Raw genomic sequence first — 25169 nt, forward strand, 5'->3', positions numbered from 1 at the left:
CGCCTGTCGACGGAATTCACTGCTGGCCCAGGTGCTCGCCGAAGAAGGCGGTGAGCTTCTCGATGGCGGGGGCCACATACTGCTTCTTGTCGTAGAGGTCGACATGGCTTGCGCCGTTGATCCAGTGGATCTCCTTGGGTCCATTCGCCCGCTGGAACGCTTCGACACTCATCCAGGAGGTGACCGCGCGGGTGCCGGCGATCATGAGCAGCGGCCGTTGCCCGATCAGCGGGATCGGGGTGAAGGCGTCGAAGGTGGCCATCTTGTCGATGCTGGTCCAGGTGAAGAAGCCCGCCGAGCGGGCGTGCCGGGCCCGTGGGGTGCGGTAGTAGTCGAAGCCCTCGGCGCCGTGTTCTCCGCCGAGCGCGCGGGCCTGCTCGGCGGTGTCGGGGAAGAGGGTCAGAACCGGGGGCGCCTCGCCACGGGCCTCGGTGGTGCGTGCTTGCGCCGCGGCTTCCAGCATGCCCTGGAACACGGACGGATCCTGGGTTCCGTCGGCTCCCAGGCGGAACTGGCGGGCGATGTCGACGGCGCTGACCGTGGCGACGGCCTTGATGCGGTGATCGCTCGCGGTGGCGGGCAGTACGTAGCCACCGGAGGCGCAGATGCCGAGTGCGCCGATGCGCCCCGCGTCGACGTCGCCTCGGGTGGTGAGGTAGGAGACGGCCGCCTTGATGTCCTCGACGCGGTGGGCGGGGTCCTCCAGACCCCGCGGCTCGCCGCCGCTCTCGCCCTGGTGGGCCGCGTCGAAGGCGAGCGTGACGAAGCCCCTCTCGGCCAGGCGCCGCGCGTACAGACCTGCGGCCTGCTCCTTCACACCGCTGCCGGGGTGGCCGACGACGATCGCCGGGCGCGGCCCCGGTGCCCGGGTGTCGGGAAGGCAGAGGTGCCCGGCGAGCGGGATGCGGACACTTTCGAAGGTGACGTCGGTCTTCGCCACGGGGACGCTCCATGAGTGCTGTCTCGGCGGGGCCGCACCCCTGCGGTGGGCTCCGCGCCCGGCACATCGCCAGGCACGTCTCCACCCTCGGTGTGGCGCTGAGCACGCAAAAGGGGCACGTTCTTGCCTGGGAAGAAATCTGCCCCCTCACCACGTGTGCCGCTCACGCCAGAATGGGAGGCATGACTCCGGCACCCACCCCCCGCGAGCTCGGAGCCTTCCTCAAGGCTCGCCGAGCCCAGCTCGCGCCGCAGGACCTGGGCCTGCCCGAGACGGACTCGCATCGCAAGGTCGCGGGACTGCGCCGCCAAGAGGTCGCCCAGCTCGCGGCCATCAGCGTCGACTACTACACCCGGCTGGAACAGGGCCGCGTCCGAGCGTCCGTATCGGTGCTCGCCACCCTCGCCCGCGCGCTGCGCCTCGACGACGACCAGCAGAGGTACCTCTACGAACTGGCCGGCAGGTCCGACGCCCGGCCGCGCCGTCGGCGGGGGTCCGCGCAGCGCATACGGCCCGCCATGAGGCGCCTGCTCGACCAGCTCACGGGGACCCCCGCCGTCGTTCTCGGCAAGCGGATGGACATCGTGGCCTGGAACGTTGCCGCCGCCGCCCTGTTCACCGACTTCGCGCTGACGCCACCGGGGCGGCGCAACTATCTCCGTCTGCTGTTCACGGACCCGATCGTCCGCGATATGCACCGGGAGTGGGAGCACGACGCCCGTGACGCCGTCGCCGCGCTGCGCATGGAGGCCGCGGCGGATCCCGACGACCCCGAGCTGGCCCAGCTCGTCGGCGAACTGTCCGTCCAGGACGCCGACTTCCGCACCTGGTGGGCCGAGCACCGCGTCAACAACCTCAGCTACGGCACCAAGCACTACCGGCATCGGCTGGTCGGTGACCTCACGCTGGACTGCGACGTCTGGAGCAGTCCCGACGGCTCGGGGCAGCGCCTCATGGTCCTCACCGCCGATCCCGGCACCCCGTCGCACGATGCCCTGCGCATCCTCACCGCCTGGACGGCCGGGTGACCGGAGAACGCGCCACTCCGAACTCTCACTGGGACCGAGAGGAGGGCCGCGGCGGGGTGAAGTGGGTGCCGTCCTTGGGCACCCCACCATGTTCGGTGCCGTCGTCGTCGCGGTAGCGCCATACGAAGGGCAGACCGTGGGCGGTCTCGGAGTCGGGTCCGCTCATGAGCTGGAAGTGCAGATGTGGCTCGGAGGAGTTGCCGGAGTTGCCGCATTCGGCCAACTGCTGGCCGACCGTGACCCGGTCGCCCGCGGCCACCCGGAAGGATCCGCGCCTGAGGTGCCCGAAGCCCGCATACGCGCCCTGGTCCAGCTTGAGCACGAGGTTGTTGCCCCATAAATGGCGAGGCAGGCCCAGACTGCGGATGAGGCCCTCCAGGCAGAGGTAGGCGATGCCGGGCAGCGAGGTGCGCGAGAAGTGATCGCGCTGGCGGTCGGTGGTGGCCACGACCACGCCGTCCCCGGGGGCCAGGACGGGGCTGCCGAAGGCGGGGTAATGGTGCGGGCGGCGGCCCGGCGGCCAGATCCGGCGGAACGGTGGCGCGGCTTGTGCCGAGGGGTGGTGTGTCAGGTCGATGGCGTAGGTCTGCGCATGGCTGTGCGTGTGGCTGGGCACCTTCGTGCCCGGGCCGTTGAGGGCCTGCCAGCGTCCGGTGACGGGCACCTCGACCGGGACCGGTGGCTGTCCCTGCGGCGGGCGCTGTTTACGCCACAGGTCCCAGCGCATCAGCCCGCCGAGCACCAGAAGAATGACGCCTGAGAACCAGAGCGGGCCCAGACCCTGCCTGTTCACCAGGATGCACACCGCCCCGATGGCGAAGACCAGACCGTGTCGTTTCCGCAGGGACGTCAACAAGAATGCTCCTCGTTCCTTGCCGTGGCTTCTCGCCGTGCGATGTTCACCGCCGATGGGTACGGGCTTGATGCTCGCCCAGATGTCCGGCGTGCCACCAGACCAGATTGATCACGAAACTCTCGAGCGCGCTGCACACCTTGGATTCCAAGGAAGAAGGCCGGTTCGAATCCTGAAACAACTGTCCCGTTTGTTCACGTTCCCGGCCTGACTCGTTGGCCATCCGGCAGGTTGTCCGGACGAGTGGGCCGATCACAGTTCCCGGTGTGAGTGCGACCAGGTATCTGGAGATCGCGGAGCAGTTGTCCACCGAGCTGGCCGAGTGCGCCCGTGGCACACGGGTCGCCAGCGAGGCCGAGATCGCCCGGCGGTTCGGCGTGGGCCGGGCCGCCGCACGCGCGGCCGTTCAGGAATTGGAGCGACGGTTCGTCGTCCGCCGGACCCAGGGGTCGGGCACGTTCGTCAACCGGCGCATCGACTACGTCATCTCGCGCAGCGTCCCGCCGTCGTGGTCCACCACGATCGCGGCGGCGGGCGCCACACCTCGTGCGCTGCTCAAGTCGGTGCGCACGATCCCCCTGCCCGCCGGACTGGCGGACAGGTTCGAGCGGCCCGTCGGGTCGCCGGTGCACGAGGTGGTGCGCGAGTTCTACATCGACGACCTCCTCGCCTCCTGGACCCATGAGTGGATCCCGGTGGACGAGGTGCCGCATCTGGATCTGGCACTGCACGCGGTCGACTCCGTCGATCTCGTGCTCCGCCAGACGGTGCGGGTGCGGCCGATGCGGGCCTGGTGCCGGGTCAGTATCGACGTCCCCCCGGCGGAGGTCATGCGCGTCCTGCGCATGGAGAGCAGCCAGCCCGCCTGGCTGGTGGAGAGCGTCAGCCGGGACGAGGCGATCGGCAACGTCCTGATGTGCAGCCGTACCTGGACCCGTGCCGACGCCGTCCGGGTCGTGGTCGAACTCGACGAGCGGGCGGCCACCGGTGACGAGGTCGCCACACCGCGGAGAGTCGCCACACCCCAATGAACCAGGAGAACCAGGAGAAGCAGTGACATACGTCATGAGCAGGGAGCATCGCTGTGCCCTGCTGGCCGAGGCCGAGAGGGCCGAACTGATCGAACTGGCCGATGCCTGCATCGCCGACGGGGCACAGGTACGGGTGCTGGTGGGGCCCGAGGTCGGGTGCGTGACCGCGCAGGTCCGCGAGCCGGTCCTGGAGCAGCGGTTCCTGCTCGGTGACGTCCTGGCCTGCCGGGCCGAGGTGGAGCTCGCCGGCCACCGCGGCTGGGCCATGCGTCTCGGGGACGACCGCGCGGCCGCGCTGGCCGCCGCGGTGCTGGACGCCGAGGCGCAGTCCGGCCGCCCCCGGGCCGCCGAGATCGACCTGCTGTGCGAGCGCGTCGCGGGACGCCGCGAGCGGCGGGAGAGCCAGGAGTGGGCGGAGCTCGCCCCGACCGTCGTCGCATTCGAGGAGCTGACGTGACCGCCGTGGAAACAGAACCGGCACCCGCCGCGCGCGCCTCCGGAACCGCGGAGCTGGTGACCGCGGCCAAGCTGCGCCCGGCCCAGGCCCAGGGCGTCTTCCGCGCCGTGCTCGACGCCCTGGCGAGGCCGGGCACGGTGGCCCGGTTCCCCTCGGACGTCCCGGGCGCGGTGCCGTCCGCGCTGCTGCCGGTCCTCGCGCTCGCGGACCTCGGCACCGGTGTCCGCGTCCTGGAGGAGGATGGCTCGCACCGCTGGTCGGACGTGGTGGGCGTGGCCACCAACGCCCCCGCGGTGCCACTGGAGAAGGCCCGGCTCGCCGCCGCCGTACGGCCCGTCGCGGCGGAGGAGATCCTGCGGCTGGCCCGCGGCACCGCCGACGCGCCGGAGGACGGCGCCGTTCTGTGCCTGCCGGTGACCGCGCTGGAGGGCGGACCGTCCACCTGGCGGCTGTCCGGGCCCGGTGTGCCGGGTGAACGGGACATCGCCCCGCGGGGTGTGCCGGAGGGGTTCGTGGCGGCGCGTGCCGAGGCCGTCGGCGGTTTCCCCGCGGGGGCCGATCTGCTGCTCGCCACGCCCGACGGCCGCGTCATGGGCCTGCCGCGCAGCACGACCGTCACGATCGTGGCCGATGCGCCGACCAGTGCCGCGACCGGTGCCGTGGCCGATGCCGTAGCCGAGGTGGAGGACTGATGGGGTACTCGGGAGCACGCGGAGGACTCGAGGCGATTCTCGCCGCCGAGGACCTGGTCCGCCGCAAGCGGGACCACGCGCCCGCGCCATGGTCGTCCACCGAGCAGATCACCGCCCGGTTCCGGCTGGCCGTCGACCGGGTGATGGGCGAGGCCGGCCTGTACGACGAGCCCACCGCGGCCGACGCCTTCCGGCAGGCCGAGGGGGACACCCTGGAGGCATCGCACCTGCTGCGCGCGCAGCGGTCAACCCTGCCGCGGCTGGCGGTCAGCGAACCCGTCGACCCGGGCGAGATGACCGTGATACGCCGCATCGTGCCCGCGTTCCGCGAGCCCGACGGCCCGCAGTTGCTCGGCCGTACCTCCGACTACACCGGCCGCCTGCTGGAGCGGCCCGACGGCCCGCCGAAGCCGTCGCAGAAGGACTCGGCCACCGCGGAGGCCACGGACAGCGCGCAGCGCACCGAGGAGCAGCGCAGCCCCCGCCGGTTCATGGACCTGCTGCGGAAGATGGAGCTGCTGGCCGAGGGGCGGACCGCCGACGATCGGGAGCCGCACGACATCACCCGCAAGCCCGCCCGGCCGCCCGCCGACCGGTCCGCCGTCCTGGCCGCCATGGCCCGCGCCGAATCCGGCGCGCTGGTGGCACTGTGGTACCGCTCGATCCTCGGGCCGGACGGCGATGTGCACGAGATCACCCTGGGTGAGCTGCGGCACGGGCGGCTGCCGCTGCGGGTCCGCCACCCGCACACGGGAAACCCCGTCACCGTCGGCGAGTTCCGGGTCACCGAGGCCGAGGCCATCGAGGACCTGGACGGCGCGGACGAGGACCGTACGCGCTTCGACATCGGCTACGGCCTGTGCTTCGGGCACAACGAGCGCAAGGCGATCGCCATGGCCAACCTGGACATCGCCAACCGCCGGTTCGGCCGCAGCGGGCCGCTGGAGCAGTTGCTGCTGCTCACCATCGACGGCCTCGACTCGGGCGGTTTCCTGGAGCACCTGAAGCTCCCCCACTACGTCACCTTCCGCTCGATGGTCGAGCGCAAGCAAGCCATGCGGGCCGCCGCCGAGGCGGGAGAGGACCCGCCCGCCCGGGCCGCCGAGCCCGCCGGAAAGGACTGCCGATGAGCACGACGTACGACACACCACAGGTGTCCGGGATCGGCGCGCTCGTCGCCGAGGCGGACGCGGGCAGCCCGCCCGCCGGGATCCTCGACGAGGACGCCAAGCGGGAGATCCGCCGGGCCGCGCTCGCCGCGGTCTGCGTGCCCGGCTACCAAGTCCCTTTCGGTTCCCGGGAGATGCCGGTGGCGCGCGGCTGGGGCTCGGGCGGACTTCAGGTCACCCTGGGGGTGATCGGTGCCGAGGACACGGTGAAGGTGATCGACCAGGGCGATGACGCCGGGGTCAACGCCACCAATCTGCGCCGCATGATCGCGGGGACCACCGGGTGCGGCGAGTCCGCCGACACCCGGGAGGCCACGGTCGTGCAGACCCGGCATCGCGTCCCCGAGGAGGCGCTGGGCGCCCAGCATGTGCTGGTCTACCAGGTGCCGGTGCCCGAGCCGCTGCGCGGTGTGCAGAAGTCGGTGGCCGAATGCGCGCGGATGCACGCCGAGGGCGACTACTCCGCGATGTGGGTCAGCCTCTACGAGGACATCGTCCGCAACGGCATGATCACCGCGAGCACCGGCTACCCGGTCCTGGTCGGCGGCCGCTATGTGATGGCGACCAGCCCCATCCCGCGCTGGGACGTCCCCCGGCTCCACGAGGCCGAGCACCTCAACCTCTTCGGCGCCGGCCGGGAGAAGCGCCTCTACGCGGTTCCCCCGCACACCGAGGTGCGGCCCCTCACCTTCGACGATGTGCCCTTCGAGGTCGAGCACGAGCCGGGCGGGCGCTGCAAGTTCTGCGGCAGCGACGACGTCTACCTCGTCAACGCCGGTACCGAGGGCGCCTTCGCGTGCAGCGACACCGAGTGGTGCGCGCGGGTCCAGGCGGGGGACGCCGACACCGGCGCGCACCGGGAGCGCGCACCGCTGGCCCTGCTGCCCGATCCGGCGGCCCGCGCGGGGCGCCGGGGCGCGCCCGTGGCCCCTGCCGCCGAGGCTGACGACAGGCCGGCGCCCGCCCGCGGGACCCGGGCCGGCGGCCCCGAGTGGGCCCTGCGGGTCGAAGGCATCGGCAAGGTGCACGGCGCGGGCGGCGCAGCGGCCGTACCCGGCACGGGTCCCGAGCATGGCACCGCGATCAGCCCGTACACCGGTGCGGTGGTGGCCGCATGGGACGTCTCCTTCGACGTGGCGCCCGGCGAGGCCCTGGGCCTCATCGGCGAGTCGGGCTCCGGCAAGTCCACCGTGCTGCGCTGTGTCATCGGCGACGAACCGGCCACGGCCGGACAGGTCCACCTGGCCTCGGTGGACGACGGCGCGTCCGAGGTGCTGGCGCTCCCCGCGGCCGTACGGCGGCGGCTGCGGATCGACTCGATGGCCGTCGTCTACCAGGACCCGGCCGCCGGACTCGATCTGCGCGTCTCGGCCGGCGGCAACATCGCCGAGCGGCTGACCGCGGCGGGCCGGCGCGGCTATCACGCCATCCGGCGCCGCGCGGCGGAGCTGCTGGACCGGGTCGAGGTGCCGCTGTCCCGCATGGACGACCCGGTGCACACCTTCTCCGGCGGCATGCGGCAGCGCGTGCAGATCGCCAAGGCCCTGGCCACCGAACCGCCGGTGCTGCTGCTCGACGAGCCCACCACCGGTCTGGACGCCTCCGTCGCCGCCGGTGTGCTCGATCTGCTGCGGAGCCTGCTCGCCGAGCGGGACGTCGCCGCCGTGGTCGTCAGCCACGACTTCTCGGTGATCGAGGCGCTGACCGACCGCACGCTGGTCATGCAGATGGGCCGGGTCGTCGAACAGGGCCTGACCGACCAGCTCTTCCACGATCCCCACCACCCCTACACCCAGCGGCTCGTCGCCGCCGCCCGGAGGTGAGCCCGGTGAACACCACCGCCGACACCACCCACTCCCCGTCCGAGAACCAGGGCACCGTGCTGTCCGTGCGCGCCCTGTACAAGTCCTTCACCCTGCACAGCATCGACGGGCGGACCGTGCCGTCGCTGCGCGGTGTCGACCTTGATGTGCACACCGGCGAACACGTCGCCCTCGCGGGCCCCAGCGGTGCGGGCAAGTCCTCGCTGCTGCGCTGTGTGTACCGCACCTACCTGCCGGACTCGGGTTCCGTACGGCTGCGCACACCGGCCGGGACGGTCGAGCTGACCACGCTGCCCGACCGGGAGATGGCCCGGCTGCGCGGCCGGCAGTTCGGCTATGTGTCACAGTTCCTCGCCGCACCGCCGCGCACCGGCCCGCTGGAGGTCGTCGCCGCGACCGCCCGGCGGCGCGGGCTCGACCGGGGCGAGGCGAGGGAGGCCGCCGCGGCCGCGCTGCGCCGGCTGAACCTCGACGAGACGCTGTGGGACGTCGACTGCGGTGTCCTCTCCGGCGGTGAGCGCCAGCGGGTGAACCTCGCCGCGGGCACGGTGCAGCCGCCCCGGCTGCTGCTGCTCGACGAGCCGGTCTCCGCACTGGACCCGGCCAACCGGGAGGCCGCGCTGGAGCTGGTCGACTCGCTGGCGGGGCAGGGCGTCGCCGTCCTCGCCGTCTTCCACGACATGGACGCCATCCGGCGGCTGGCGTCCCGGGTGGTATTCGTCGGGGACGGACGGATCGCCCGGCAGGGCGCGCCGGAGCAGATGCTGGAGGTCGCGGCATGAGCACGGGACTGGTGAGCAGGGGACCCGCCGAGGCACCGGCCCAGGGCTGGACGCTGGGCGACCCGCCCCGGGACTATGTGCTGGGGCACGTACGGGCGGTGCTGCCGGACCGGCTGCTGGACGACGCGCTGATCGCGGTCCGGGACGGCAGGATCGCGGCCGTCGAACCGCACCCGGCCGGTGTGGAGGCCGATGTCGACGGCCAGGGGATGCTGTGTCTGCCCGGTCTGGTGGACGTGCACAGCGACGGTCTGGAGAAGGAGCTGCTGCCGCGGCCCGGGGCCGAACTTCCCATGGAGTTCGCGCTGTTGTCCTTCGAGGGCAAGCTGCGCGCGGCCGGTGTGACGACGGCGTTCCACGGCGCGGCGTTCGAGGAGAGCGGTGGCCGCGGGATGCGCCGCACCCTGGAGAGCGCACGGCGGATCTGCGCGGCCGTGGAGAGCCGCGGCGGCGACGGCCTGGTGGACCACCGGATCCTGCACCGGCTGGACATCCGCTGCCCGGAGGGCCTGGCCGGGCTGCGGCAGCGGCTCGCGGAGATCGGTGGCACCGCCCGGGGGCCGGTCCTGGTGTCGCACGAGGACCACACCCCGGGGCAGGGGCAGTACGCGGACCGCGGCTACTACGAGCGGTATCTCGTCGGCACCCGTGGCGTCACCGAGGAGGAGGCCCGCGCCTACGTCGACCGGCTGATCGAGGACCGGGACGGCCGGCTCGACGTCCGCGAGGAGGCGCTGGAGTGGCTCGGCGAGCAGGCCGGGGCGGGCCGGATCCGGCTGCTCGGCCACGACCCCAGCTCGCCGCGGGAGATCGAGGAGCTGTGCGATCGGGGCGGCTCGGTCGCGGAGTTCCCCACCACGACGGCGGCCGCGAAGGCCGCTCGCGAGCACGGCATGCCGGTCGTGATGGGCGCGCCCAACGTGCTGCGCGGCCATTCGCACAACGGCAACGCGTCCGGCCGTGAGCTGGTCGGCCGCGGCCTGGTCACCGCGCTCGCCTCCGACTACCTGCCGTCGGGGCTGCTCTCGGCGGCACTGCTGCTCGCCGAGGACGGGCTGGCGACGCTGCCCGAGGCGGTCGGCCTGGTCACCGGCGGCGCCGCGGACGTGGCCGGTCTCCCGGACCGCGGGCGGCTCACGCCGGGTCTGCGGGCCGACCTGGTGCTGGCCGAACCGGGCCGCCCCTGGCCCGTGGTCGCGGCCGTCCTGCGCGCGGCCTCGGGAGCCTCTGGGGCCTTGGGAGGTGACGCGGCATGAGCGGCCGGATCCCCTGGCGGGTGCCCGAACCGCATCTGCCCTCCGGCGTCCACCCGGCGCTGGCCGAGGCGACCCGGGCCGCCACGGACGCGTTCCGCGCCGCACGCGAGGCGTACGACCGGGCCCAGCTCGCCGAGAAGGTACAGGTCGGCGCGGACGGTACGCCCACGATGCGGCTGGACATCCTGGTGGACACCGCGATCGCCGAGGTCGTGAACGCCCACCGGATCAATCTGCTCAGCGAGGAGCTGGGCCATATCGACAACGGCTCCGCCGTCACACTGGTCACCGACCCGGTGGACGGCACCGCGAACGCCGCCTCCGGTGTCCCCCTGTCCGCCTTCGCGGGCGTCATCGCGGTGGACGGAGTGCCGACGGAGGCACTGACCAGTTGGCTGGACACCGGGCGCTGCTGGCACACGGTGGCGGGCCGGCCCTCGCCGTACCGCACAAACGGCCGTACGGAGCTGGACGGCGCGGCGGTGAGTCTGCTGCGGCCGCAGCCGCATATCGCCGACGCGTGGTGGCGGGTGGCGACCCGGGCGGCCAGGATCCGCATCCTGTCGACGAGTTGCCTGGAAGCGGTGCTGGTGGCCGAGGGGTCGACGGACGCGTTCGCCGACGCCGGTTCCGACACCCACCGGATCGTGGACCTGGCGGCCGCGATGGTGACGGTCCCCGCGGCGGGCGGCGCGGTGATCGATGTGCACGGCCGGCCGCTGGAGATCGACCCCGACCTCACCCGCCGCTGGTCGGGTGTGGTGGCGGCGACCCCGCGGCTCGCGGAGGAACTGGCGGAGACCATCCGCGGAACGGAGGACCGATGACCGGCGGTATTCCCGCTGCCCCGCTCACGGGCGAGGAGCTGACCGCACTCGTCGACGGCCTCGCGGGCCTGCCGTACGGCGGGGAGGCCGTCGACCAGCGGACCCACGCGCTTCAGACGGCGTGGCTGGCGAGGGACGCGGGCGCGGACGACGAACTGGTGGTGGCCGCGGCGCTGCACGACATCGGCCGGGCCCGGCCGGTCCGGGCCGAACACCCGGGACTGCCGCACGAGGTGGCGGGCGCCGAGTTCGCCCGGCGCCGGGTGAGCGAGCGGGCGGCGTGGGTCATCGCCCAGCATGTACCGGCCAAGCGCTATCTGGTGGCGACCGATCCGGCGTACCACGCCCTGCTCAGCCCGGCGTCGATCGCGTCGCTGAAGGTCCAGGGCGGTCCGATGGACGAGCACGAGGCGGCGGAGTTCGCGGCGCATCCGCTGTGTGCGGACGCGGTCGCGCTGCGCCGCTGGGACGACGCGGCGAAGGATCCGGACGGCCCGCGGCTCACGATGCCGGACCTCTTGGCGGCCCACGTCCGCTGCGTCGCGGCACGGCGGACCTGACGGCGGTGGCGCCCCGGGGGCAGGCCGAGCGGCCTGCCCCCGGGGCGTTGTGCGCTTGGTCGACGGAGCGACGAGCGTCTGCCCTCCCGGTCTAGCTTCCCGACGTCGCGGAGAGGGCACGCAGGTCGTCGAAGGCCCGTGAGAGATGCGCGTCCAGGCTCTGTGAGGGGTCGTCGATCCAGGCCCCGGCCGCTTGGTGAAAGGCGGCCCAGCCGGTCTGGGCGGCCAGGCCGGCCAGCCGGTCGGCGACACCGCGCTGCCGCAGCGCCTCCGCCACGGCTTCGGTGAGCGACGCGGCCTTGGCCAACTCGCGTTCGCGGAGCGCTGGTGTCCTGGCGATGACTTCCAGCCGCGGTTCGGAGAACGGGCGGTTCTCCTCGAGGATCCGTCCGGCTTCCCGGAAGGCGCGGAGCAGTATTTCGAGGGGCTGAAGACCGTCGGGCGCCTCGGCCACCGATCGCATCAGCTCGGCGCGCAGGTCGGCTTCGCCATGGAAGAGCACCTCGCGCTTGTCCGGGAAGTGCCGGAAGAACGTGCGCTCATTGACACCGGCCCGGGCGGCGATCTCAGCCGTGGTGGTCTGGTCGAACCCCCGCTCCCGGTACAGCTCCAGCGCCGCCTGCTGAAGACGGCGGCGCGCTTCTAGTCCGCTCCGTGGCACGCCCCGAGTCTATCGCGTTGTGTCAGTGACCGACACCACATTGCGCCAGTGACTGGCACTACGCGTAGAGTCAGTGACTGGCACTAAGTAGTGCCAGTCACTGACATTAAGTGGGAGAGCGTTTCATGCATGTCTTCGTTACCGGCGGTTCCGGCCTGACCGGCCCCGCCATCGTGGCCGAGCTCGTCGCGGCCGGCCACACCGTCACCGGCCTGGCGCGCTCGGACGACGCCGCCGCTCGGCTGGAGTCGCTGGGCGCCACACCGCACCGCGGCTCCCTGGACGACCTCGACAGCCTGCGGAGCGGCGCCGAAGCCGCCGACGGCGTCCTGCACATGGCCTTCGGTGGCGACTTCGCCGACCCCGACGACATGATGCGGCGCGACCGGACCGCGATCGAGACGCTCGGCCGAGCGCTGGAACACTCGGGGAAGCCGTTCGTCAGCACCTCCGGCACGCTCGTCATGCCCCTCGGACGGGAGACCACCGAGAAGGACGAGCCCGACCCGGCCGGGATCGCCGGATTCCGGATCCCGGGCGAGCGGGCGTGCCTCGGCTTCGCCGCCCAGGGAGTACGTGCGAGCGTGGTCCGGCTCGCTCCCACCGTCCACGGCCCCGGGGACTACGGATTCATCGGCATGCTCGTGGCCACCGCGCGAAAGACCGGCATCTCGGCGTACGTCGGCGACGGCGGCAACCGGTGGCCCGCGGTGCATCGGCTCGACGCGGCGAGCCTGTTCCGCCTGGCACTGGAGCAGGCTCCAGCGGGCAGCGTGCTGCATGGAGTGGCCGAAAGCGGCGTCACCTTCAAGATTATCGCGGAGACGATCGCCCGAGCCCTCGATCTGCCCGCGGTCTCGCTGACCCCGGACGAGGCCGCCGGGCACTTCGTCAGCCCGTTCATGGCCACCGTCTACGGCATCGACGCGCCCGTCTCCAGCTCTCATACCCAGGAGCTGCTCGGCTGGTCGCCCACCCACCCGACACTGCTCGACGACCTGGAGCACGGCGACTACTTCGCCACGCCGCCGTCCTGATCGCCTCGCACCGGGGCCGACCAGAGGCCGATCAGCGGAACCAGACCAATACGGGGACGCGGATCTCGCGGAGTTCGGGGAGTACGACGTATTCGAAAACGATCGGCTCCCCGCCGATCTGCAGGCTGTACCGGGCGCCGAGGTCGTCCATCGGGTCACCCGGCGGCCGCCGGTCGCGGTCGATCGCGCCGCCGACTTCGAGGGCCAGCGCGCCGAGGAAGTTCACCACCTTCTTGGAGAGGTCCGGTGGCATGTCGAGCAGCGTCTGTGCGGGGATCTCCTCGGTCCACACCGCCCAGCCGCGGCGCGGCTGGGCGGTCACCGGCTGATTCCCTCGAGCTGGTCGGCGAGGTCCTCCACGGAGACCAGGCGGGTGCCGGCGGCGGCGTTGGAACGGCTCTCCGCCGCGCCGGGGGCGCTGTCGAGCATGGCCGCCTTCCACCACTTGCGCATGATGCCGGGAACGGTCTCCTCCTCAGCGGCCAGGACCTCGGCGTAGAAGTGGGCCCGGTTCGCTCCGGACAGCGCATCGCCGATGCCGTTGATCGTGTTCGGGATCGCCGGGATCCTGCGGTCGGTGGGGTGTTCGGGCTGTGCGCTCATCTCCGAGTTCCCTTCCCCGCGTCGGGTGTGACGTTCCGCGGCCCCAGTCGAGACGCCTTCGCTCGGGCTCGGGCCATTCTCTCGCAGGACGCGTGCCCCGTGGGGCGCGGTGGGAGATCAGGGTAGTCGGTGGGACGCACGGGAACGAGGCGCGGACCTTCGCCCGCCAACTTCTACGGCTCTCCGGCTCAGCGGATGAGATGGACGGTGAGCTGCGTTTCGGTGTTACTGCTGTTGACGGCGTGGATGAAGCCGTGGGCTGTGCGGAAGCGCCCCGTGCCTCCGGTGATGGCCAGGGTGATGTCGCCGGGACCGGCACCGGTGATGGCGAACACCCCCTGCACGGTGATCTGCCCCTCGGACAGCGAAAGAGTGATCTGACACTGAAGGTCACTCGAATCCATGGGGCTGGTGCGGGTCACCGTGCAGGTCTCGTCGAATCGGCCCACCGTGACGTTGGAACGCAGGAGGTCCCCGGCGACGATGAGTTGGTCCCCTTGACTGTTCCCGGGAGGGGCCACGTCGACGGAGTTGGTCTGAGTGGGCCTCGCCGTCAGAAGGAAGACTTCTTCCATATGGCGATGCGGCAGGGGGCCGGTCGCGGCTGCGGCCGGTGCGGCGGCCACCGCCAGGGGCGCGCAGCACAGGGCGGCCGCCAGGCCGGCGGCCGCGCTCAGAGCAGAACGTTTGACGTGGGGCATGGTGCTTCTCCCGCGAGAGCATGGGGCGGCCAGTGGCCTCATGCCACCTGAGGTGCCGATTCCCAGGTCAGCATCTGGTGGGTGGCGCGCCACAGCTACTTCAGTTGAGCATCCAGGTAATCACTGGCCGGCGGTCGCCGGGAACGGCGGACGGAAAGACCCGGGCCGCCGCTCGGCGAGACACAACGTAGGAGGTCAGGGCCGCCGGGACCGCCGCAGCGGGGCGGGCGGGCGCGTTCCGGTTGTAGATATATGCGACTGTGACGCGCGGAACGCGTGCTTCCGCGCTGCGGCCGTGCCACACTGAGGTTGGCCCTCACCGCATCCCCCGTCGGTGAGGGCCACTTTCTTTTCCCGGCCTCTGGGAGCCGGCGATGAAGCTTCAATTCCGCTCTGCCCGCGATTCCGTGAACGCCTTGAGACGCGGAGACAGGTAGGGCCTGCCCCACCTCGCTTCGGGGGCTTGTCGGAGTGTTTGAGGCCGACGCCGCATGATCCGCTGTCTGCACAATCATCGTGCGAGAGAAGGCGGATAGGTGAAGGCTCGAATCGGATATTCCGCGTGGGTGGCGGGTGTGGTGCAGTTCTTCGCGGTCCACTTGTTCGTCGAGTCGGCCTGGGCGCGACCGTACAGTTGGGCATGGAACAACATCAGCGACCTGGGAAACGCTCACTGCGCTCTACAGCCCGATCCCGAGCCACGCTATGTCTGCTCGCCCGAACACGCCGCGATGAACGCCTCGTTCATCGCACTGGGAACACTGCTCGTCATCGGCACCGTCCTGACCGGCGTTCTGTGGCGCCGCGGCTCCGCCTCGGCCGTGACCCGATTTCTGTTGGCCGGTGCCGGCATGGGCTTTGTCCTGGCCGGGCTGGCGCCCGCGGACGTCCGCGAGAACCAGCATGTCCTGGGCGCCCTGCTCATCATGGGAACGGGCAACATCGGTCTTCTCCTGGCAGGAGCCAGGCTGGCGGACGATGTCCCGGCTCCCCTGCGCCGGATGACCAGTTTGCTGGGAATCATCGCGCTCACGGCCTTCGGGCTCTTTCTCTCCCGTCACTATCTCGGCCTCGGCATGGGAGGCATGGAGCGGGTCGCGGCGTTTCCCCTCTTGGCGTGGGCGCTGGTCGTCGGCATCCGCGGCCTGTTCCACCAAAAGACCCGTACGCCGGACACCGCGCCGGAAATGCGTACCGCGCGGGCGCCCCACGGGATATGAGCCGATCAGTAAGATCGACAAATCGGCCCATGCGGTTTCGAGGAGGCGCTCGCCGGTGGTACTCCAGGTGCGCGGCGTCGTGTTGCCGGAGCGGGAAGAGCGGTCCTTCTGGATCGACGGGGACCGGCTACGGACCGAACCGGTCCCCGGCGCGGATCTCGTCGTCGACGGCGGATGGCTGCTGCCTGGCCTGGTCGATGTGCATACGCATCCGGGCACCGAGGACATCGATGTGCCGTTCAGCGACGACACGCTTCGCCGGCATCTGACCGATCATCGCGACTCCGGCGTACTGCTGGTCCGGACGCCCGGGTCCGCCGCGCCCATACCGAGCTGGGTGGATGAGGAGCCGGAGCTGCCGCGGGTGCGCTCGGCCGGACGGCGGCTGGCCACTCCGGGCCGTTTCTTCCCCGGCTTCGGGCGTGATGTGAGTGAAGCGGATCTGGTGCGGGCGGCCGTCGAGGAAGCCAAGGCGTCCTCGGGCTGGTGCAAGGTCGTCGTGGACTGGAAGTACGACGAACCGGCACTGCCCCAGGAAGTCCTCACCTCCGTGGTGCAAGCCGTACACGCGGTCGGCGGCCGGGTGGCCGCCCACTGCCAGACCGCCGACGGCAGCCGCCGTGCCGTTCATGCGGGCGTCGACAGCCTGGAGCACGGCATGCACCTGGACCCTGGCCTGATCGACCAGATGGCTTCCCAGGGCACCGCGTTCGTTCCGACGCTCAGTGTCTTCGGCGCGGGAGCCGACCGACGGCGCGCCGAGGAGCCGAGCGCCCGTCGCGACTGGTGGCTGGCCGGCTGGGAGGGCATGCTGCCGAACGTCAGGGCCGCATGCGAAGCCGGCGTCACGGTATTGGCAGGCACTGACAGCTTCCCCTGCGGCAGGGTCACGTCGGAGGTCGAATGGCTGGTACGCGCCGGGTTGTCGGCGGAAGCGGCTCTCGGGGCGGCATCATGGGCGGCCCGAGCCTGGCTGGGGCTGCCCGGACTGGTCGATGGAGGCCCCGCCGACCTCGTCGCCTATGACACCGACCCGACCCTCGACAGCTCGGCTCTGGCCCATCCGAGTCGCATCATTCTGCGCGGCCGAGTCATCACCTGAGGGGCGAGCCGGCAGATGTGCGCGTGCGGTGGGCACGGCCGGAGCGGCGCCTACCGAAGAGCGGGGGCCGTTCGTGACACCCGCAGTTCCGTGAGATACCGCTTGGTGACCCGGCCTCCGTACCGCCTGTCGATCAGCCCGGCGATGCACTCCAGCAGCCCCGCCCTGGCCCGCGGCGGCAGCGCCCGGTGGCCGGAGTAGGTCCGCAGCACTGCCAGGTACTCCGCCGTGGTGTACGTCAGGTCCCACTCGTAACGCCGGAAGTCGACGGGTCCGAACCGGCCGCTGCGTGCGACCTCATCCGCGTGATCCGAGGTGTCGACGTCCGCCGCGGCCGGAAGCCGCAGCCCCGGCGGGGTGGCCGGATCGAAGTGCTCGTAGCAGTCCTGGACCTCGACGAAGAACTCTTCGCTACCGCCCGCCACATGCTGCGTGGCGACGACGGCGAGGGCGCCACCGGGCCGCAGCGCGTCGGCGGCCTTCGCCATCCGCACCGCCGGATCGATCCAGTGGAACGCCGTCGCCGAGACGACCGCGTCGAACGGCTCCTCCGGCAGTGGCCAGGTCTCGAAGTCCGCCGTGACGATCTCCACCGCTTCGAACCCGGCCAGATTGCGCCGGGCGACGGCCGCCATGTCCGCGCCCAGCTCGACGGCCGTGATCCGGCAACCGCGCTCGGCGAGCGGCAAGGTCGCCTTGCCCGTGCCTGCCCCTACCTCCAGGACACGACAGCCGGGGCCGGTGCCGGCCACCTCCATGAGGTCGTCGAACAGCTCGGGCGGATACCCGGGCCTGGCCCGGTCGTACAGCTCCGCGTCCTCGTCGAAGATCCGGCTCAGCCGGACACGGCGCGTTTCGTCAGGCGTGTCGTCGCGCATGGCAGCACACTAGGGCCTGGTCGGCGCGCATCAGGCGCGGATCGCGTCCGCAAGAGCGACTGCTAGCGTCCGGTCCTGTGAACGACACTGTGTACGTGGGCAATGCGGGCAAGGATGCGGCGCTGGACCGGGGATGGCTCCTCGGACACTTCAAGGACGTTGGCGATCCGCGCCACAGCGAGGCCGTAGAGATCAAATGGGGCGTCCACCCCCGTGGCGACGAGCGATTGCAGTGGGTGAAGGGCGAGGAACGCACAGCGCTCCTGGTTCTGATCAGCGGCCGCTTCCGCGTAGAACTCCCCGGCCGCAGTGTCCTTCTGGAAGAGCAGGGCGACTACGTCGTGTGGGGGCGCGGAACCGACCACTCATGGTTCGCGGAGGAGGAGTCGGTGGTGCTGACCGTTCGCTGGCCGTCCGTACCCGGCTACGCAGTGGCGGAGGAGAGCGGGCCGCGGCCGCAGAGCTGAGCGCGAACGAGTCTTGAGGCGGTTGATATCGCTCAACAGCCTGACGTCAGTTGGGTTTGGGTTGCCGCCGTGGGGACGAGGTCGCGGCGGATGTACCACTCGGTCGACACCAGTTTCGCTCGGTCGGTCGACGGGAGGGCCGCAAGCCGCCCCGGCAGCGCTCCCCGCGCCACTTCGGTGCGATGGGCGAATACCGCGTCGATCTTCTGTTCGAGCCAGGGACTGACGTCAACCGTCGCGGTGACCCACTCGTCGGGGACGCTGTACATCGCCCTGCCCTCCCGCACCAGGCGCGCGCCCAGCGCCTGTGCGGCCGAGTGCGGATGCGTGGACAGGTAGAGGGCGCTCGGCTGCCAGGGCGCGCCGGTGTCCGGGTAGAGCCGGTCCAGCCCGGCGGCCTCGACCGCGAGCGTGGTCACCCGGTGGGTGTGGAGATGGTCCGGGTGACCGGTCAGTCCGCCATAGGCGTCATGGGTGACGACGATGTCCGGGCGGAACGCACGGATGTGCGTGACCAGCCGACGCACCGAATCATCGAGCGGCGCGTCGCAGAAGCGGACGCTGCCCGGGGCCGACTGTGGTGCCCGAGCGTCGGCGTAGCCGAGCATCCGTGGCTCGCCGGCGCCGAGGATGTGGAGCGCGTCGGCCAGCTCCGTGGCGCGTCGGGTGTCCTCTGCCCAGGTGGCCGTGACGACGGCGGTTCGTGCTCCCGCCGCCGCGTGCTGGGCGAGCACGCCGCCCGCCGACAGGGACTCGTCGTCCGGGTGCGCGAAAACCGCGAGGAGGCTCGGAGGGGGCATCGGCGGGTCACCTTCCGGTGGGCGAGCTGGGATCGGTGGGCTCGACAGGTTCAAGCGCCGCTTGCGTCCCGGCGGGGTGGGCCCGCGCTGTGGCGATGGCCTGGGCGATGACCTCCTGCGGGGACAGGCCCGTGTGCTCGACCAGCGATCCGAGCAGCGCGGCTCCGAGCAGCGCGGAGCTCTGCCCCAGACGGGTGGCGATCTCGGTGAACTCGTCCCAGCCCGCGATCATCTGTTCCACATCCCCCGTCTCGGTCGCCCGGGCGAAGGTTGTTTCGGCCGCCTTCAGCACGTCGCGGTAGACCTCCGCCAGCGGCTCCTCGCTGGGCGCTCCGCCGCCTCCTGCCGTTCCCCGGTATACGTTCAGCATGGCCGTGCCGACTCGGTGGTGGAACTCGAGTCGGCGGGTGTTCAGGTCTCGCAGCGCCTCGCGCTCGTACAGCCGTGCCGTGCCGTCGCCGCTCGCGGTGGCGAGGAGAGTGCCGTCGGGCGAGAACGCCACCGACCGGACCCAGTCGGCGTGGCCGGTGAGCGGATCTCCGACCGGCGTGCGGGCATGCGGGTCCCACAGCCGCACCGTGTGGTCATCGCCTCCGGTGGCAAGAAGCGTGCCGTCAGGGGAGAACGCCACCGCGTAGAGCCAGCTCACGTGTTCGGTGAGGGGTTCGCCGATCGGGGTGCGGGCGTGCGGGTCCCACAACCGCACGGTGCGGTCACCGCTGACGGTGGCGAGGAGGGTCCCGTCGGGCGAGAACGCCACCGACCGGACCCAGCCGGTGTGGCCGGTGAGCGGATCTCCGACCGGCGTGCGGGTATACGGGTCCCACAACCGCACCGTTTGATCGCCGCCTCCGGTGGCGAGAAGCGCCCCGTCGGGCGAGAACGCCACCGCGTGGACGGCGCCGGTGTGGCCTGTGAGGGGCTCGCCGGCCGGGGTACGGGTGCGTGGGTCCCAGAACCGCACGGTGCGGTCACCGCTCGCGGTGGCGAGGAGGGATCCGTCGGGAGAGAACGTCACCGACCGGACCGTGCTGGTGTGGGTGGGGAGAGGCTCGCCGATCGGCGTGCGGGGGTGCCGGTTCCAAAGCCGGACCGTCCGGTCATCGGCCCCCGTGGCAAGAAGCGCGCCGTCCGGGGAGAACGCCACCGCGTAGACCGCGCCGGTGTGGCCCATGAGGGGCTCGCCAACGGGGGCGCGGGTGCGCGGATCCCACAACCGCACCGTCCGATCGCCACCCCCGGTGGCGAGAAGCGCGCCATCGGGAGAGAACGCCACGGACCGGATGGTGCTGCTGTGGCCGGTGAGGACGGCAGATACCGGGGAGAACGATGCGATTCCGGAGGGGGCGGGCGGCTCATCAGGAGCTTGACCGGGCGGGAGGCTATCCGCCGCTTTCTTCGGCGGTGGCTGGGGCGGGACCGCTTCAGCCGGTGCGGGTTCGGGTACGGGCGGTGCGGGTGCGGGCGGTGCAGCCACAGGCGGTTCAGCCTCCGCCGGTGCGGCCGCGGCCGGTGTTCTGCGGCGTGTCGGCTTCGCGGCGGCGATGGCCGTCCAGCGGGTACGCCATGCGTCCAGCTCATGGGACCGGTTTCCGGGCGGCTCGCACTCCGCTCCCCACTCGTCCCATGACATCAGGGTGCGCACGAGCCACATCAGCTTGTCCCGGCTGACGTACCGGCCACTGAACGCCGCGCTTTGCGTGGAGATCGGTAAGGACGCCTCCAGCCCGAACAAGCGCCCCGCGCGTGCCTCGATGGAGCGCAGTGACGGATTTCCCCGTCGCAGCCGCAACTGGGTCAGTTCCGCGGCCTGTTGGCGCAGCAGGTCGTCATACGTGCCAGTGCTGACCGCCGCCTGGTGCTGCTGCGTCATGTCCACCGTTCCCCACGTTCCCCCACGTCGTGCCGTGGGGAGCCAGGGTAGAGCCATGGCCACGGAACGGTACCGAACTTGCCGGAACACCACCGAACGGTCCGCGACACGGCCCGGCGTTCGGTCGAACGCGACGGCCGTTCGGTGGTGTCGGCCCGTTGATCAGGGTTCTGCGGAGTTGTTCGATCCGTGCAGGTGAGGCCGCCGAGCGCCGTCAGAGTTGAGGCATGACCACCACTCAGCCGCCGCAACCGGTGCCCTCATCGCCGAACGATTCCGCCCGAGCGGAGCCGTTCCTGACCGTTCACACCACCGTCGTCCTGCTCACCGCGCTCGTCATCGGCCTTGTCATCGGTGGCCTCACCGCCCTTACCGGCGTGCCTGTGCCCGCCGCCGTGATCGCCGGACTGACCAGTGCGGGCGCCAGCGCCCCCGTCCTGCGCACGCTGATCCAGTGATCCCGCCCCGGCGGGTCCCTCCCCCGCCGATGCGGCGCGGCGTCGCGCCAGGCCGGGCTCGGCTCAGTGTGCGCCCGCCACCAGCTCCTGGTGGACGAAATCCACCAGGAGTTCGCGCATGGTGCCGATGGTCATGCCGGGCACTCCGGTCAGCACCTGGATCGCCGCGCCGTCGGTGAGTGCGGTCAGCCGCAATGCGACGACCTGCGGATCGGCGTCCGCGCGGAAGATCCCCTGCCGCTGGCCGCGCTGGACGATCCGGCGCACGGTCTCCTGCCAGCGTGCGTAGTACTCGTTGTGGGCCGGGCGGAACTCGGGCCGGATGGTGGCCTCGGCCCAGTACTGGAGCCAGATGGCCCACTCGTCCCGGACCTGGCCGACCCGTGGCAACTGCATGTCGATCAGCTTCAGCAGCCGCTCGTGTGCGTTGTGAATGGCGCGCAGTTGGGTGGACTGGCGGGCGAAGGCCCGGTCGACGCAGTACTTGAGGGCCTCTGCCAGTACGTCGTTCTTCCCCGGGAAGTAGTAGTGCACCGTGCCGGTGCTGGTGCCGCAGACCTTGGCGATGTCGGAGATGCGCACCGCGTGGAAGCCGCGCTCGGCGATCAACTGCCATGTGGCGTCGAGGATCCTCGCCCTGCGGTCCTCATCGCTCCTGGGCTCCGTCTTCGTGCCGGTGCTCACATCGTCTCTCCATTCCTCGGTCCTGGCTCCCCGTCCGCGTCGGTGCTCAGTGTCTGATCATGGCGCTCAGGGTCCGGTCATTCTGACTGACACGTCAACTCCTCGGCAAGTCCCGCGACCTGTTGAACCGCCCTTCTTTCATGGGAATTTTCTCGCCGCACCCCCTTGACGCCAGTCTCGCCCAGAGGGCTAACTGACGCATCAGTCAAACCTTTGGCGCACCGATCGAGGAGGCTCTGTGCGGACTGATCAACCCATGCCGCCGGGCGGCGGGCTACGGCCGGATATCCACACCGGCAAGGTCGCGCTGGTGACCGGCGGAGGCACCGGCATCGGCCGGGCCACCGCACTGGACCTGGCCGCAGGCGGGGCGCGCGTCGTGATCTGCGGGCGCCGCCCGGAGCCCCTGGCGGAGGTCGCCGACGAGATCGAGTCCCTCGGCGGCTCCTGCCTCACGGTGTCCGCGGACATCCGCGAGGAGGGCAGCGTCAGCACGGTCGTGGGCCACGCGCTCGAGGCGTTCGGCCGCATCGATGTCCTGGTCAACAACGCGGGCGGGCAGTTCTCGGCGCCCGCCGAGGAGATCAGCCCGGGCGGCTGGCGGGCCGTGCACCGGCTCGCCGTGGACGCCACCTGGGCGATGACCCGCGAGGTCGCCCGCCGGGCGATGATTCCGCAGCGCTCCGGCGCCGTGTTCTTCCTCGCCTTCTCTCCGCGCCGCGGCATTCCCGGCTTCGCCCACGCCGCCTCCGCGCGTGCCGCGGTGGAGAACCTGGCGGCCGGGCTCAGCCTGGAGTGGAGCCGGTACGGCATCCGCACCGTGTGCGTGGCCCCCGGCACCATCGCCACCGGAGGTCTTGACGACCACTACACCCCAGAGGACCGGCAACGCTGGGAGGGGTCGGTGCCGCTGGGCAGGCTCGGCCGGCCCGAGGACGTCTCCGGCCTCATCTCCTTCCTCGCCTCCCCCCAGGGCTCCTACATCACCGGCACCACCGTTGTGGTCGACGGCGGAGCGGACGCATGGGGTGCCGGGCACCCCGTACCCGACCTCGCCGCGCCGGAACCCGACCTCACCACGCCGGACTCGTCCCCGAAGGACCACCCATGACCCTCTCCGCCACTGAGCGGCGCGTTCCGGAACGTGACCTCGGACCGCTGTTCTCGCCCAACGCGGTCGCCATCGTCGGGGCCAGCAACGACCAGACCAAATGGGGCAACTGGATCAGTGTGCAGGCGCTGCGCATGCGGCAGCGGCGCCCGGTGTACCTGATCAACCGCCGCGGTGAACCGGTGCTCGGCGAGCGCGCCTACCGCTCCATGGCCGAACTCCCGCAGCGCGCCGACCTCGCGGTGATCGCCGTCCCGGCGGCCGGGTTCGAGTCGGCCGTCGAGGACGCGCTCGCCGCCGGGGCGCGCGCCATCGTCGGCATCACCGCGGGCTTCGCGGAACTCGGCACCGAGGGCGAGGCCCGGCAGACGGCGCTGGCCCGGCGGGTGCGCGAGGCGGGTGCCGTGCTGCTGGGCCCCAACTGCCTGGGCGTCCTGGACAGCGGCAGCGAACTGTATCTGTCCTCCAATCCACTGCCGCCCGGCCCGGTGGGCCTGATCTCGCAGAGCGGCAACATGGCCCTGGAACTCAGCCGGATCCTGGCCGAGCGGGGGCTCGGCTTCTCCCGCTTCGCCTCCCTCGGCAACCAGGCCGACCTCACCGTCGCCGACCTCATCCGTGCGTACACCGTGCACCCGGAGACCAAGCTGATCGCGGTGTACAGCGAGGACTTCGGCGACGGCCGCGAGTTCGTGGCGGCGGCCGCCGAGGCCACCACGATGGGCAAGCCCGTGGTGCTGCTCACCGTCGGCGCCAGCGAGGCGTCCGTACGCGGGGCCAAATCGCACACCGGGGCGCTGGTCAGCGACAGTTCGGTGATCGACGCCGCCTGCCGGGCCGCTGGGATCGACCGGGTGGCCAGCCCCCGTCAGATGGCCAGCCTGCTGGAGGCGCTGCATCTGTTCGGCGCGGCCCCCGCCCGAAGGGTTGCGGTGCTCGCCGACGGCGGTGGCCATGGCTCGGTCGCCTGTGATCTGGCCGAGCGGTACGGGCTGTCCGTACCGGAGTTCGATCCCGAGCTGTCGCGGCTGCTGCGCGGCCATCTGACGCCGTCGGCGGGGGTGGGCAACCCGGTGGACCTGGCGGGCATGGGCGAGCGGGACGTGACCTCCTTCGCCCGGGTGCTGGGCGATCTGCTCGACGCGCCGGACACCGACTCGGTCCTGATCACCGGCTACTTCGGTGGCTACGGCGAATACAGCGCCGCCCTGGCCGCCGCCGAGATCGAGACCGCCGCGGAGATGGGCGAGCTGGTACGCGACCGCTGCAAACCGGTGGCCGTTCACACCATGTATCCCTACAGCGATGCCGCCGAGGAACTACAGCGACGCGGTGTCCCCGTCTTCCGTGCCATCGAGGAAGCGGCCCGCAGCCTCGGGATGCTGGCCCGGCGCACCGCCGCCGACCCCGCGCTGCGGCCCCTGCCCGACCCGCTGCCGCCGGTGGCGGACGACGGCTACTGGAGCGCACGCGAGCTGATCCGCATCGCGGGGGTGCACTTCCCGGCGGCACGCCTGGTCACGACCGTGGAGGAGGCCGTGGCGGCGGCCCGCGAGATCGGCGGCAGGGTCGTGGTCAAGGCGCTCGGCCTGCTGCACAAGTCCGATTCCGGTGGTGTCGCGCTCGGGCTGGAGGGCGATCCGGCGGTCCGCGCCACCGTCGCCGACATGGCCGAGCGGCTGTCTCCGCCGGGGTACTGCGTCGAGGCCATGGCGGATCCGCGCGACGGTGTCGAATTGATCGTCGGTGTCCGGCGCGACCCCCGGTTCGGCCCGGTTACCATGCTCGGCCTCGGCGGGGTCACCACCGAGGTGCTGCGCGATGTGGCCTTCGCGCTCGCCCCGCTCACCCCCGGGCAGGCCCGTGAGCTTCTGGGCCGGCTGCGCTCCGCGGCCCTGCTGCACGGTGTGCGTGGCCGCCCCGCCGTCGATCTCGACGCACTCGCCCGCACCATCGCCGTCATCACCGAAGTGGCGGCGGCCCATCCGGAGATCGCCGAGCTGGAAGTCAACCCGCTGCTCGCCACGCCGCGCGGATGCCATGGCCTGGACGCCCGCATCGTCCTGGGCTGACACCACACGGCTGACATTCACGGCTGACAGCCACCGGCTGACACCCACACGTAAGAGCGCTCGCTCGCGCCACAGCAACTCGCT

At 71.6% G+C, this 25169-nt stretch carries 27 protein-coding genes; 17 read left to right on the top strand and 10 right to left on the bottom strand.

Annotation, left to right across the window (positions count from 1 at the left end; all coding sequences use genetic code 11):
• Nucleotides 1-16: 16 nt before the first annotated feature.
• Entirely contained in the window at nt 17-940 is a 924-nt protein-coding gene (locus ACK1X7_RS02025; protein WP_398159223.1) for an alpha/beta hydrolase, read from the bottom strand.
• 182 nt (nt 941-1122) lie between these two features.
• Between ACK1X7_RS02025 and ACK1X7_RS02030 the strand changes: the two genes are divergently transcribed.
• A complete protein-coding gene (locus ACK1X7_RS02030; RefSeq protein WP_390794154.1) occupies nt 1123-1968 on the top strand; it encodes a helix-turn-helix domain-containing protein in 846 nt (281 codons plus the stop codon).
• Nucleotides 1969-1993: 25 nt separating this feature from the next.
• On the opposite strand, the gene ACK1X7_RS02035 is transcribed toward ACK1X7_RS02030, so the two are convergent.
• A complete protein-coding gene (locus tag ACK1X7_RS02035; RefSeq protein ID WP_398159224.1) occupies nt 1994-2824 on the bottom strand; it encodes a M23 family metallopeptidase in 831 nt (276 codons plus the stop codon).
• 263 nt (nt 2825-3087) lie between these two features.
• Here ACK1X7_RS02035 and ACK1X7_RS02040 point away from each other — a divergent pair, with 263 nt between their 5' ends.
• The 9 genes from ACK1X7_RS02040 to ACK1X7_RS02080 are packed head-to-tail and all read left to right on the top strand — an operon-like array spanning nt 3088 to nt 11418.
• Nucleotides 3088-3852, top strand: a complete 765-nt coding sequence (locus tag ACK1X7_RS02040) for a GntR family transcriptional regulator (protein WP_390794265.1) — start codon at nt 3088-3090, stop codon at nt 3850-3852.
• Between the two features lie 34 nt (nt 3853-3886).
• The gene (locus ACK1X7_RS02045; RefSeq protein WP_385151728.1) at nt 3887-4309 is read left to right on the top strand and encodes a phosphonate C-P lyase system protein PhnG; all 423 of its coding nucleotides are present in this window, start codon (nt 3887-3889) and stop codon (nt 4307-4309) included.
• Nucleotides 4306-5001 carry a phosphonate C-P lyase system protein PhnH gene (phnH, locus tag ACK1X7_RS02050; RefSeq protein ID WP_385151731.1) on the top strand — a complete coding sequence of 232 codons (696 nt, stop codon included), beginning with the start codon at nt 4306-4308 and terminating at the stop codon, nt 4999-5001. The genes ACK1X7_RS02045 and phnH overlap by 4 nt, the downstream gene beginning before the upstream one ends.
• The gene (locus ACK1X7_RS02055; protein WP_398159225.1) at nt 5001-6131 is read left to right on the top strand and encodes a carbon-phosphorus lyase complex subunit PhnI; all 1131 of its coding nucleotides are present in this window, start codon (nt 5001-5003) and stop codon (nt 6129-6131) included. Before phnH ends, ACK1X7_RS02055 begins: the two co-directional genes overlap by 1 nt.
• Entirely contained in the window at nt 6128-7993 is a 1866-nt protein-coding gene (locus tag ACK1X7_RS02060; protein WP_385151737.1) for an alpha-D-ribose 1-methylphosphonate 5-phosphate C-P-lyase PhnJ, read from the top strand. The genes ACK1X7_RS02055 and ACK1X7_RS02060 overlap by 4 nt, the downstream gene beginning before the upstream one ends.
• Before the next feature lie 5 nt (nt 7994-7998).
• Nucleotides 7999-8775: an ATP-binding cassette domain-containing protein gene (locus tag ACK1X7_RS02065; RefSeq protein WP_385151741.1), complete on the top strand. Its 777-nt coding sequence runs from the start codon at nt 7999-8001 to the stop codon at nt 8773-8775.
• The gene (locus tag ACK1X7_RS02070; protein ID WP_398159227.1) at nt 8772-10031 is read left to right on the top strand and encodes an alpha-D-ribose 1-methylphosphonate 5-triphosphate diphosphatase; all 1260 of its coding nucleotides are present in this window, start codon (nt 8772-8774) and stop codon (nt 10029-10031) included. The genes ACK1X7_RS02065 and ACK1X7_RS02070 overlap by 4 nt, the downstream gene beginning before the upstream one ends.
• Nucleotides 10028-10858, top strand: coding sequence for an inositol monophosphatase family protein (locus tag ACK1X7_RS02075; RefSeq protein WP_413114564.1), 831 nt, complete (start codon nt 10028-10030; stop codon nt 10856-10858). The genes ACK1X7_RS02070 and ACK1X7_RS02075 overlap by 4 nt, the downstream gene beginning before the upstream one ends.
• Nucleotides 10855-11418, top strand: coding sequence for an HD domain-containing protein (locus ACK1X7_RS02080; RefSeq protein WP_398159229.1), 564 nt, complete (start codon nt 10855-10857; stop codon nt 11416-11418). The genes ACK1X7_RS02075 and ACK1X7_RS02080 overlap by 4 nt, the downstream gene beginning before the upstream one ends.
• 91 nt (nt 11419-11509) lie before the next feature.
• On the opposite strand, the gene ACK1X7_RS02085 is transcribed toward ACK1X7_RS02080, so the two are convergent.
• On the bottom strand, nt 11510-12079 hold the full coding sequence (locus ACK1X7_RS02085) for a TetR family transcriptional regulator (protein WP_385146001.1): 570 nt from the start codon (nt 12077-12079) through the stop codon (nt 11510-11512).
• Nucleotides 12080-12204: 125 nt separating this feature from the next.
• On the opposite strand from ACK1X7_RS02085, the gene ACK1X7_RS02090 reads away from it, so the two are divergent.
• The gene (locus ACK1X7_RS02090) at nt 12205-13116 is read left to right on the top strand and encodes an SDR family oxidoreductase (protein WP_390794270.1); all 912 of its coding nucleotides are present in this window, start codon (nt 12205-12207) and stop codon (nt 13114-13116) included.
• Nucleotides 13117-13147: 31 nt separating this feature from the next.
• On the opposite strand, the gene ACK1X7_RS02095 is transcribed toward ACK1X7_RS02090, so the two are convergent.
• The 3 genes from ACK1X7_RS02095 to ACK1X7_RS02105 form a co-directional block, all read right to left on the bottom strand.
• A complete protein-coding gene (locus ACK1X7_RS02095) occupies nt 13148-13438 on the bottom strand; it encodes a hypothetical protein (protein ID WP_216340791.1) in 291 nt (96 codons plus the stop codon).
• On the bottom strand, nt 13435-13719 hold the full coding sequence (locus tag ACK1X7_RS02100) for a hypothetical protein (protein ID WP_216340790.1): 285 nt from the start codon (nt 13717-13719) through the stop codon (nt 13435-13437). Before ACK1X7_RS02100 ends, ACK1X7_RS02095 begins: the two co-directional genes overlap by 4 nt.
• A gap of 188 nt (nt 13720-13907) precedes the next feature.
• Nucleotides 13908-14420: an allene oxide cyclase barrel-like domain-containing protein gene (locus tag ACK1X7_RS02105; RefSeq protein WP_413114565.1), complete on the bottom strand. Its 513-nt coding sequence runs from the start codon at nt 14418-14420 to the stop codon at nt 13908-13910.
• A 536-nt stretch (nt 14421-14956) separates the two neighbouring features.
• Between ACK1X7_RS02105 and ACK1X7_RS02110 the strand changes: the two genes are divergently transcribed.
• Nucleotides 14957-15640, top strand: coding sequence for a DUF998 domain-containing protein (locus ACK1X7_RS02110; protein ID WP_385145995.1), 684 nt, complete (start codon nt 14957-14959; stop codon nt 15638-15640).
• A gap of 55 nt (nt 15641-15695) precedes the next feature.
• The gene (locus tag ACK1X7_RS02115) at nt 15696-16742 is read left to right on the top strand and encodes an amidohydrolase family protein (protein ID WP_413114566.1); all 1047 of its coding nucleotides are present in this window, start codon (nt 15696-15698) and stop codon (nt 16740-16742) included.
• 50 nt (nt 16743-16792) lie between these two features.
• Here the strand turns inward: ACK1X7_RS02115 and ACK1X7_RS02120 are convergent, their stop codons facing one another.
• Nucleotides 16793-17620, bottom strand: coding sequence for a class I SAM-dependent methyltransferase (locus tag ACK1X7_RS02120; protein WP_390794274.1), 828 nt, complete (start codon nt 17618-17620; stop codon nt 16793-16795).
• Nucleotides 17621-17697: 77 nt separating this feature from the next.
• On the opposite strand from ACK1X7_RS02120, the gene ACK1X7_RS02125 reads away from it, so the two are divergent.
• Nucleotides 17698-18087, top strand: a complete 390-nt coding sequence (locus tag ACK1X7_RS02125) for a signal peptidase I (protein ID WP_382951300.1) — start codon at nt 17698-17700, stop codon at nt 18085-18087.
• 32 nt (nt 18088-18119) lie between these two features.
• Here the strand turns inward: ACK1X7_RS02125 and ACK1X7_RS02130 are convergent, their stop codons facing one another.
• Both ACK1X7_RS02130 and ACK1X7_RS02135 read right to left on the bottom strand, forming a co-directional pair.
• On the bottom strand, nt 18120-18887 hold the full coding sequence (locus ACK1X7_RS02130) for a PIG-L family deacetylase (protein ID WP_390794275.1): 768 nt from the start codon (nt 18885-18887) through the stop codon (nt 18120-18122).
• Between the two features lie 7 nt (nt 18888-18894).
• Nucleotides 18895-20760, bottom strand: a complete 1866-nt coding sequence (locus ACK1X7_RS02135; protein WP_398159232.1) for a WD40 repeat domain-containing protein — start codon at nt 20758-20760, stop codon at nt 18895-18897.
• A gap of 227 nt (nt 20761-20987) precedes the next feature.
• On the opposite strand from ACK1X7_RS02135, the gene ACK1X7_RS02140 reads away from it, so the two are divergent.
• The gene (locus ACK1X7_RS02140) at nt 20988-21218 is read left to right on the top strand and encodes a hypothetical protein (RefSeq protein ID WP_385108929.1); all 231 of its coding nucleotides are present in this window, start codon (nt 20988-20990) and stop codon (nt 21216-21218) included.
• Between the two features lie 63 nt (nt 21219-21281).
• Here the strand turns inward: ACK1X7_RS02140 and ACK1X7_RS02145 are convergent, their stop codons facing one another.
• On the bottom strand, nt 21282-21902 hold the full coding sequence (locus ACK1X7_RS02145) for a TetR/AcrR family transcriptional regulator (RefSeq protein WP_390794277.1): 621 nt from the start codon (nt 21900-21902) through the stop codon (nt 21282-21284).
• Between the two features lie 238 nt (nt 21903-22140).
• Between ACK1X7_RS02145 and ACK1X7_RS02150 the strand changes: the two genes are divergently transcribed.
• Complete coding sequence (locus tag ACK1X7_RS02150) at nt 22141-23013, top strand: SDR family NAD(P)-dependent oxidoreductase (RefSeq protein WP_385145983.1); 873 nt, start codon at nt 22141-22143, stop codon at nt 23011-23013.
• Entirely contained in the window at nt 23010-25085 is a 2076-nt protein-coding gene (locus tag ACK1X7_RS02155; protein ID WP_385145981.1) for an acetate--CoA ligase family protein, read from the top strand. The genes ACK1X7_RS02150 and ACK1X7_RS02155 overlap by 4 nt, the downstream gene beginning before the upstream one ends.
• Nucleotides 25086-25169 lie beyond the last annotated feature (84 nt).

This window comes from Streptomyces sp. CY-1 (genome assembly GCF_047218265.1).
In the GTDB taxonomy this organism is placed as follows: Bacteria; Actinomycetota; Actinomycetes; order Streptomycetales; family Streptomycetaceae; genus Streptomyces; species Streptomyces niphimycinicus.

What these genes read in the sequence shown, in the direction of transcription:
- ACK1X7_RS02060 (WP_385151737.1), top strand. Translation starts at nt 6,128, where the DNA reads ATGAGCACGACGTACGACACACCACAGGTGTCCGGGATCGGCGCGCTC.
- ACK1X7_RS02090 (WP_390794270.1), top strand. Translation starts at nt 12,205, where the DNA reads ATGCATGTCTTCGTTACCGGCGGTTCCGGCCTGACCGGCCCCGCCATC.
- ACK1X7_RS02075 (WP_413114564.1), top strand. Translation starts at nt 10,028, where the DNA reads ATGAGCGGCCGGATCCCCTGGCGGGTGCCCGAACCGCATCTGCCCTCC.
- ACK1X7_RS02070 (WP_398159227.1), top strand. Translation starts at nt 8,772, where the DNA reads ATGAGCACGGGACTGGTGAGCAGGGGACCCGCCGAGGCACCGGCCCAG.
- ACK1X7_RS02130 (WP_390794275.1), bottom strand. Translation starts at nt 18,887, where the DNA reads ATGCCCCCTCCGAGCCTCCTCGCGGTTTTCGCGCACCCGGACGACGAG.
- ACK1X7_RS02140 (WP_385108929.1), top strand. Translation starts at nt 20,988, where the DNA reads ATGACCACCACTCAGCCGCCGCAACCGGTGCCCTCATCGCCGAACGAT.
- ACK1X7_RS02100 (WP_216340790.1), bottom strand. Translation starts at nt 13,719, where the DNA reads ATGAGCGCACAGCCCGAACACCCCACCGACCGCAGGATCCCGGCGATC.
- ACK1X7_RS02155 (WP_385145981.1), top strand. Translation starts at nt 23,010, where the DNA reads ATGACCCTCTCCGCCACTGAGCGGCGCGTTCCGGAACGTGACCTCGGA.
- ACK1X7_RS02120 (WP_390794274.1), bottom strand. Translation starts at nt 17,620, where the DNA reads ATGCGCGACGACACGCCTGACGAAACGCGCCGTGTCCGGCTGAGCCGG.
- ACK1X7_RS02055 (WP_398159225.1), top strand. Translation starts at nt 5,001, where the DNA reads ATGGGGTACTCGGGAGCACGCGGAGGACTCGAGGCGATTCTCGCCGCC.
- ACK1X7_RS02105 (WP_413114565.1), bottom strand. Translation starts at nt 14,420, where the DNA reads ATGCCCCACGTCAAACGTTCTGCTCTGAGCGCGGCCGCCGGCCTGGCG.
- ACK1X7_RS02135 (WP_398159232.1), bottom strand. Translation starts at nt 20,760, where the DNA reads ATGACGCAGCAGCACCAGGCGGCGGTCAGCACTGGCACGTATGACGAC.
- ACK1X7_RS02045 (WP_385151728.1), top strand. Translation starts at nt 3,887, where the DNA reads ATGAGCAGGGAGCATCGCTGTGCCCTGCTGGCCGAGGCCGAGAGGGCC.
- ACK1X7_RS02080 (WP_398159229.1), top strand. Translation starts at nt 10,855, where the DNA reads ATGACCGGCGGTATTCCCGCTGCCCCGCTCACGGGCGAGGAGCTGACC.
- ACK1X7_RS02030 (WP_390794154.1), top strand. Translation starts at nt 1,123, where the DNA reads ATGACTCCGGCACCCACCCCCCGCGAGCTCGGAGCCTTCCTCAAGGCT.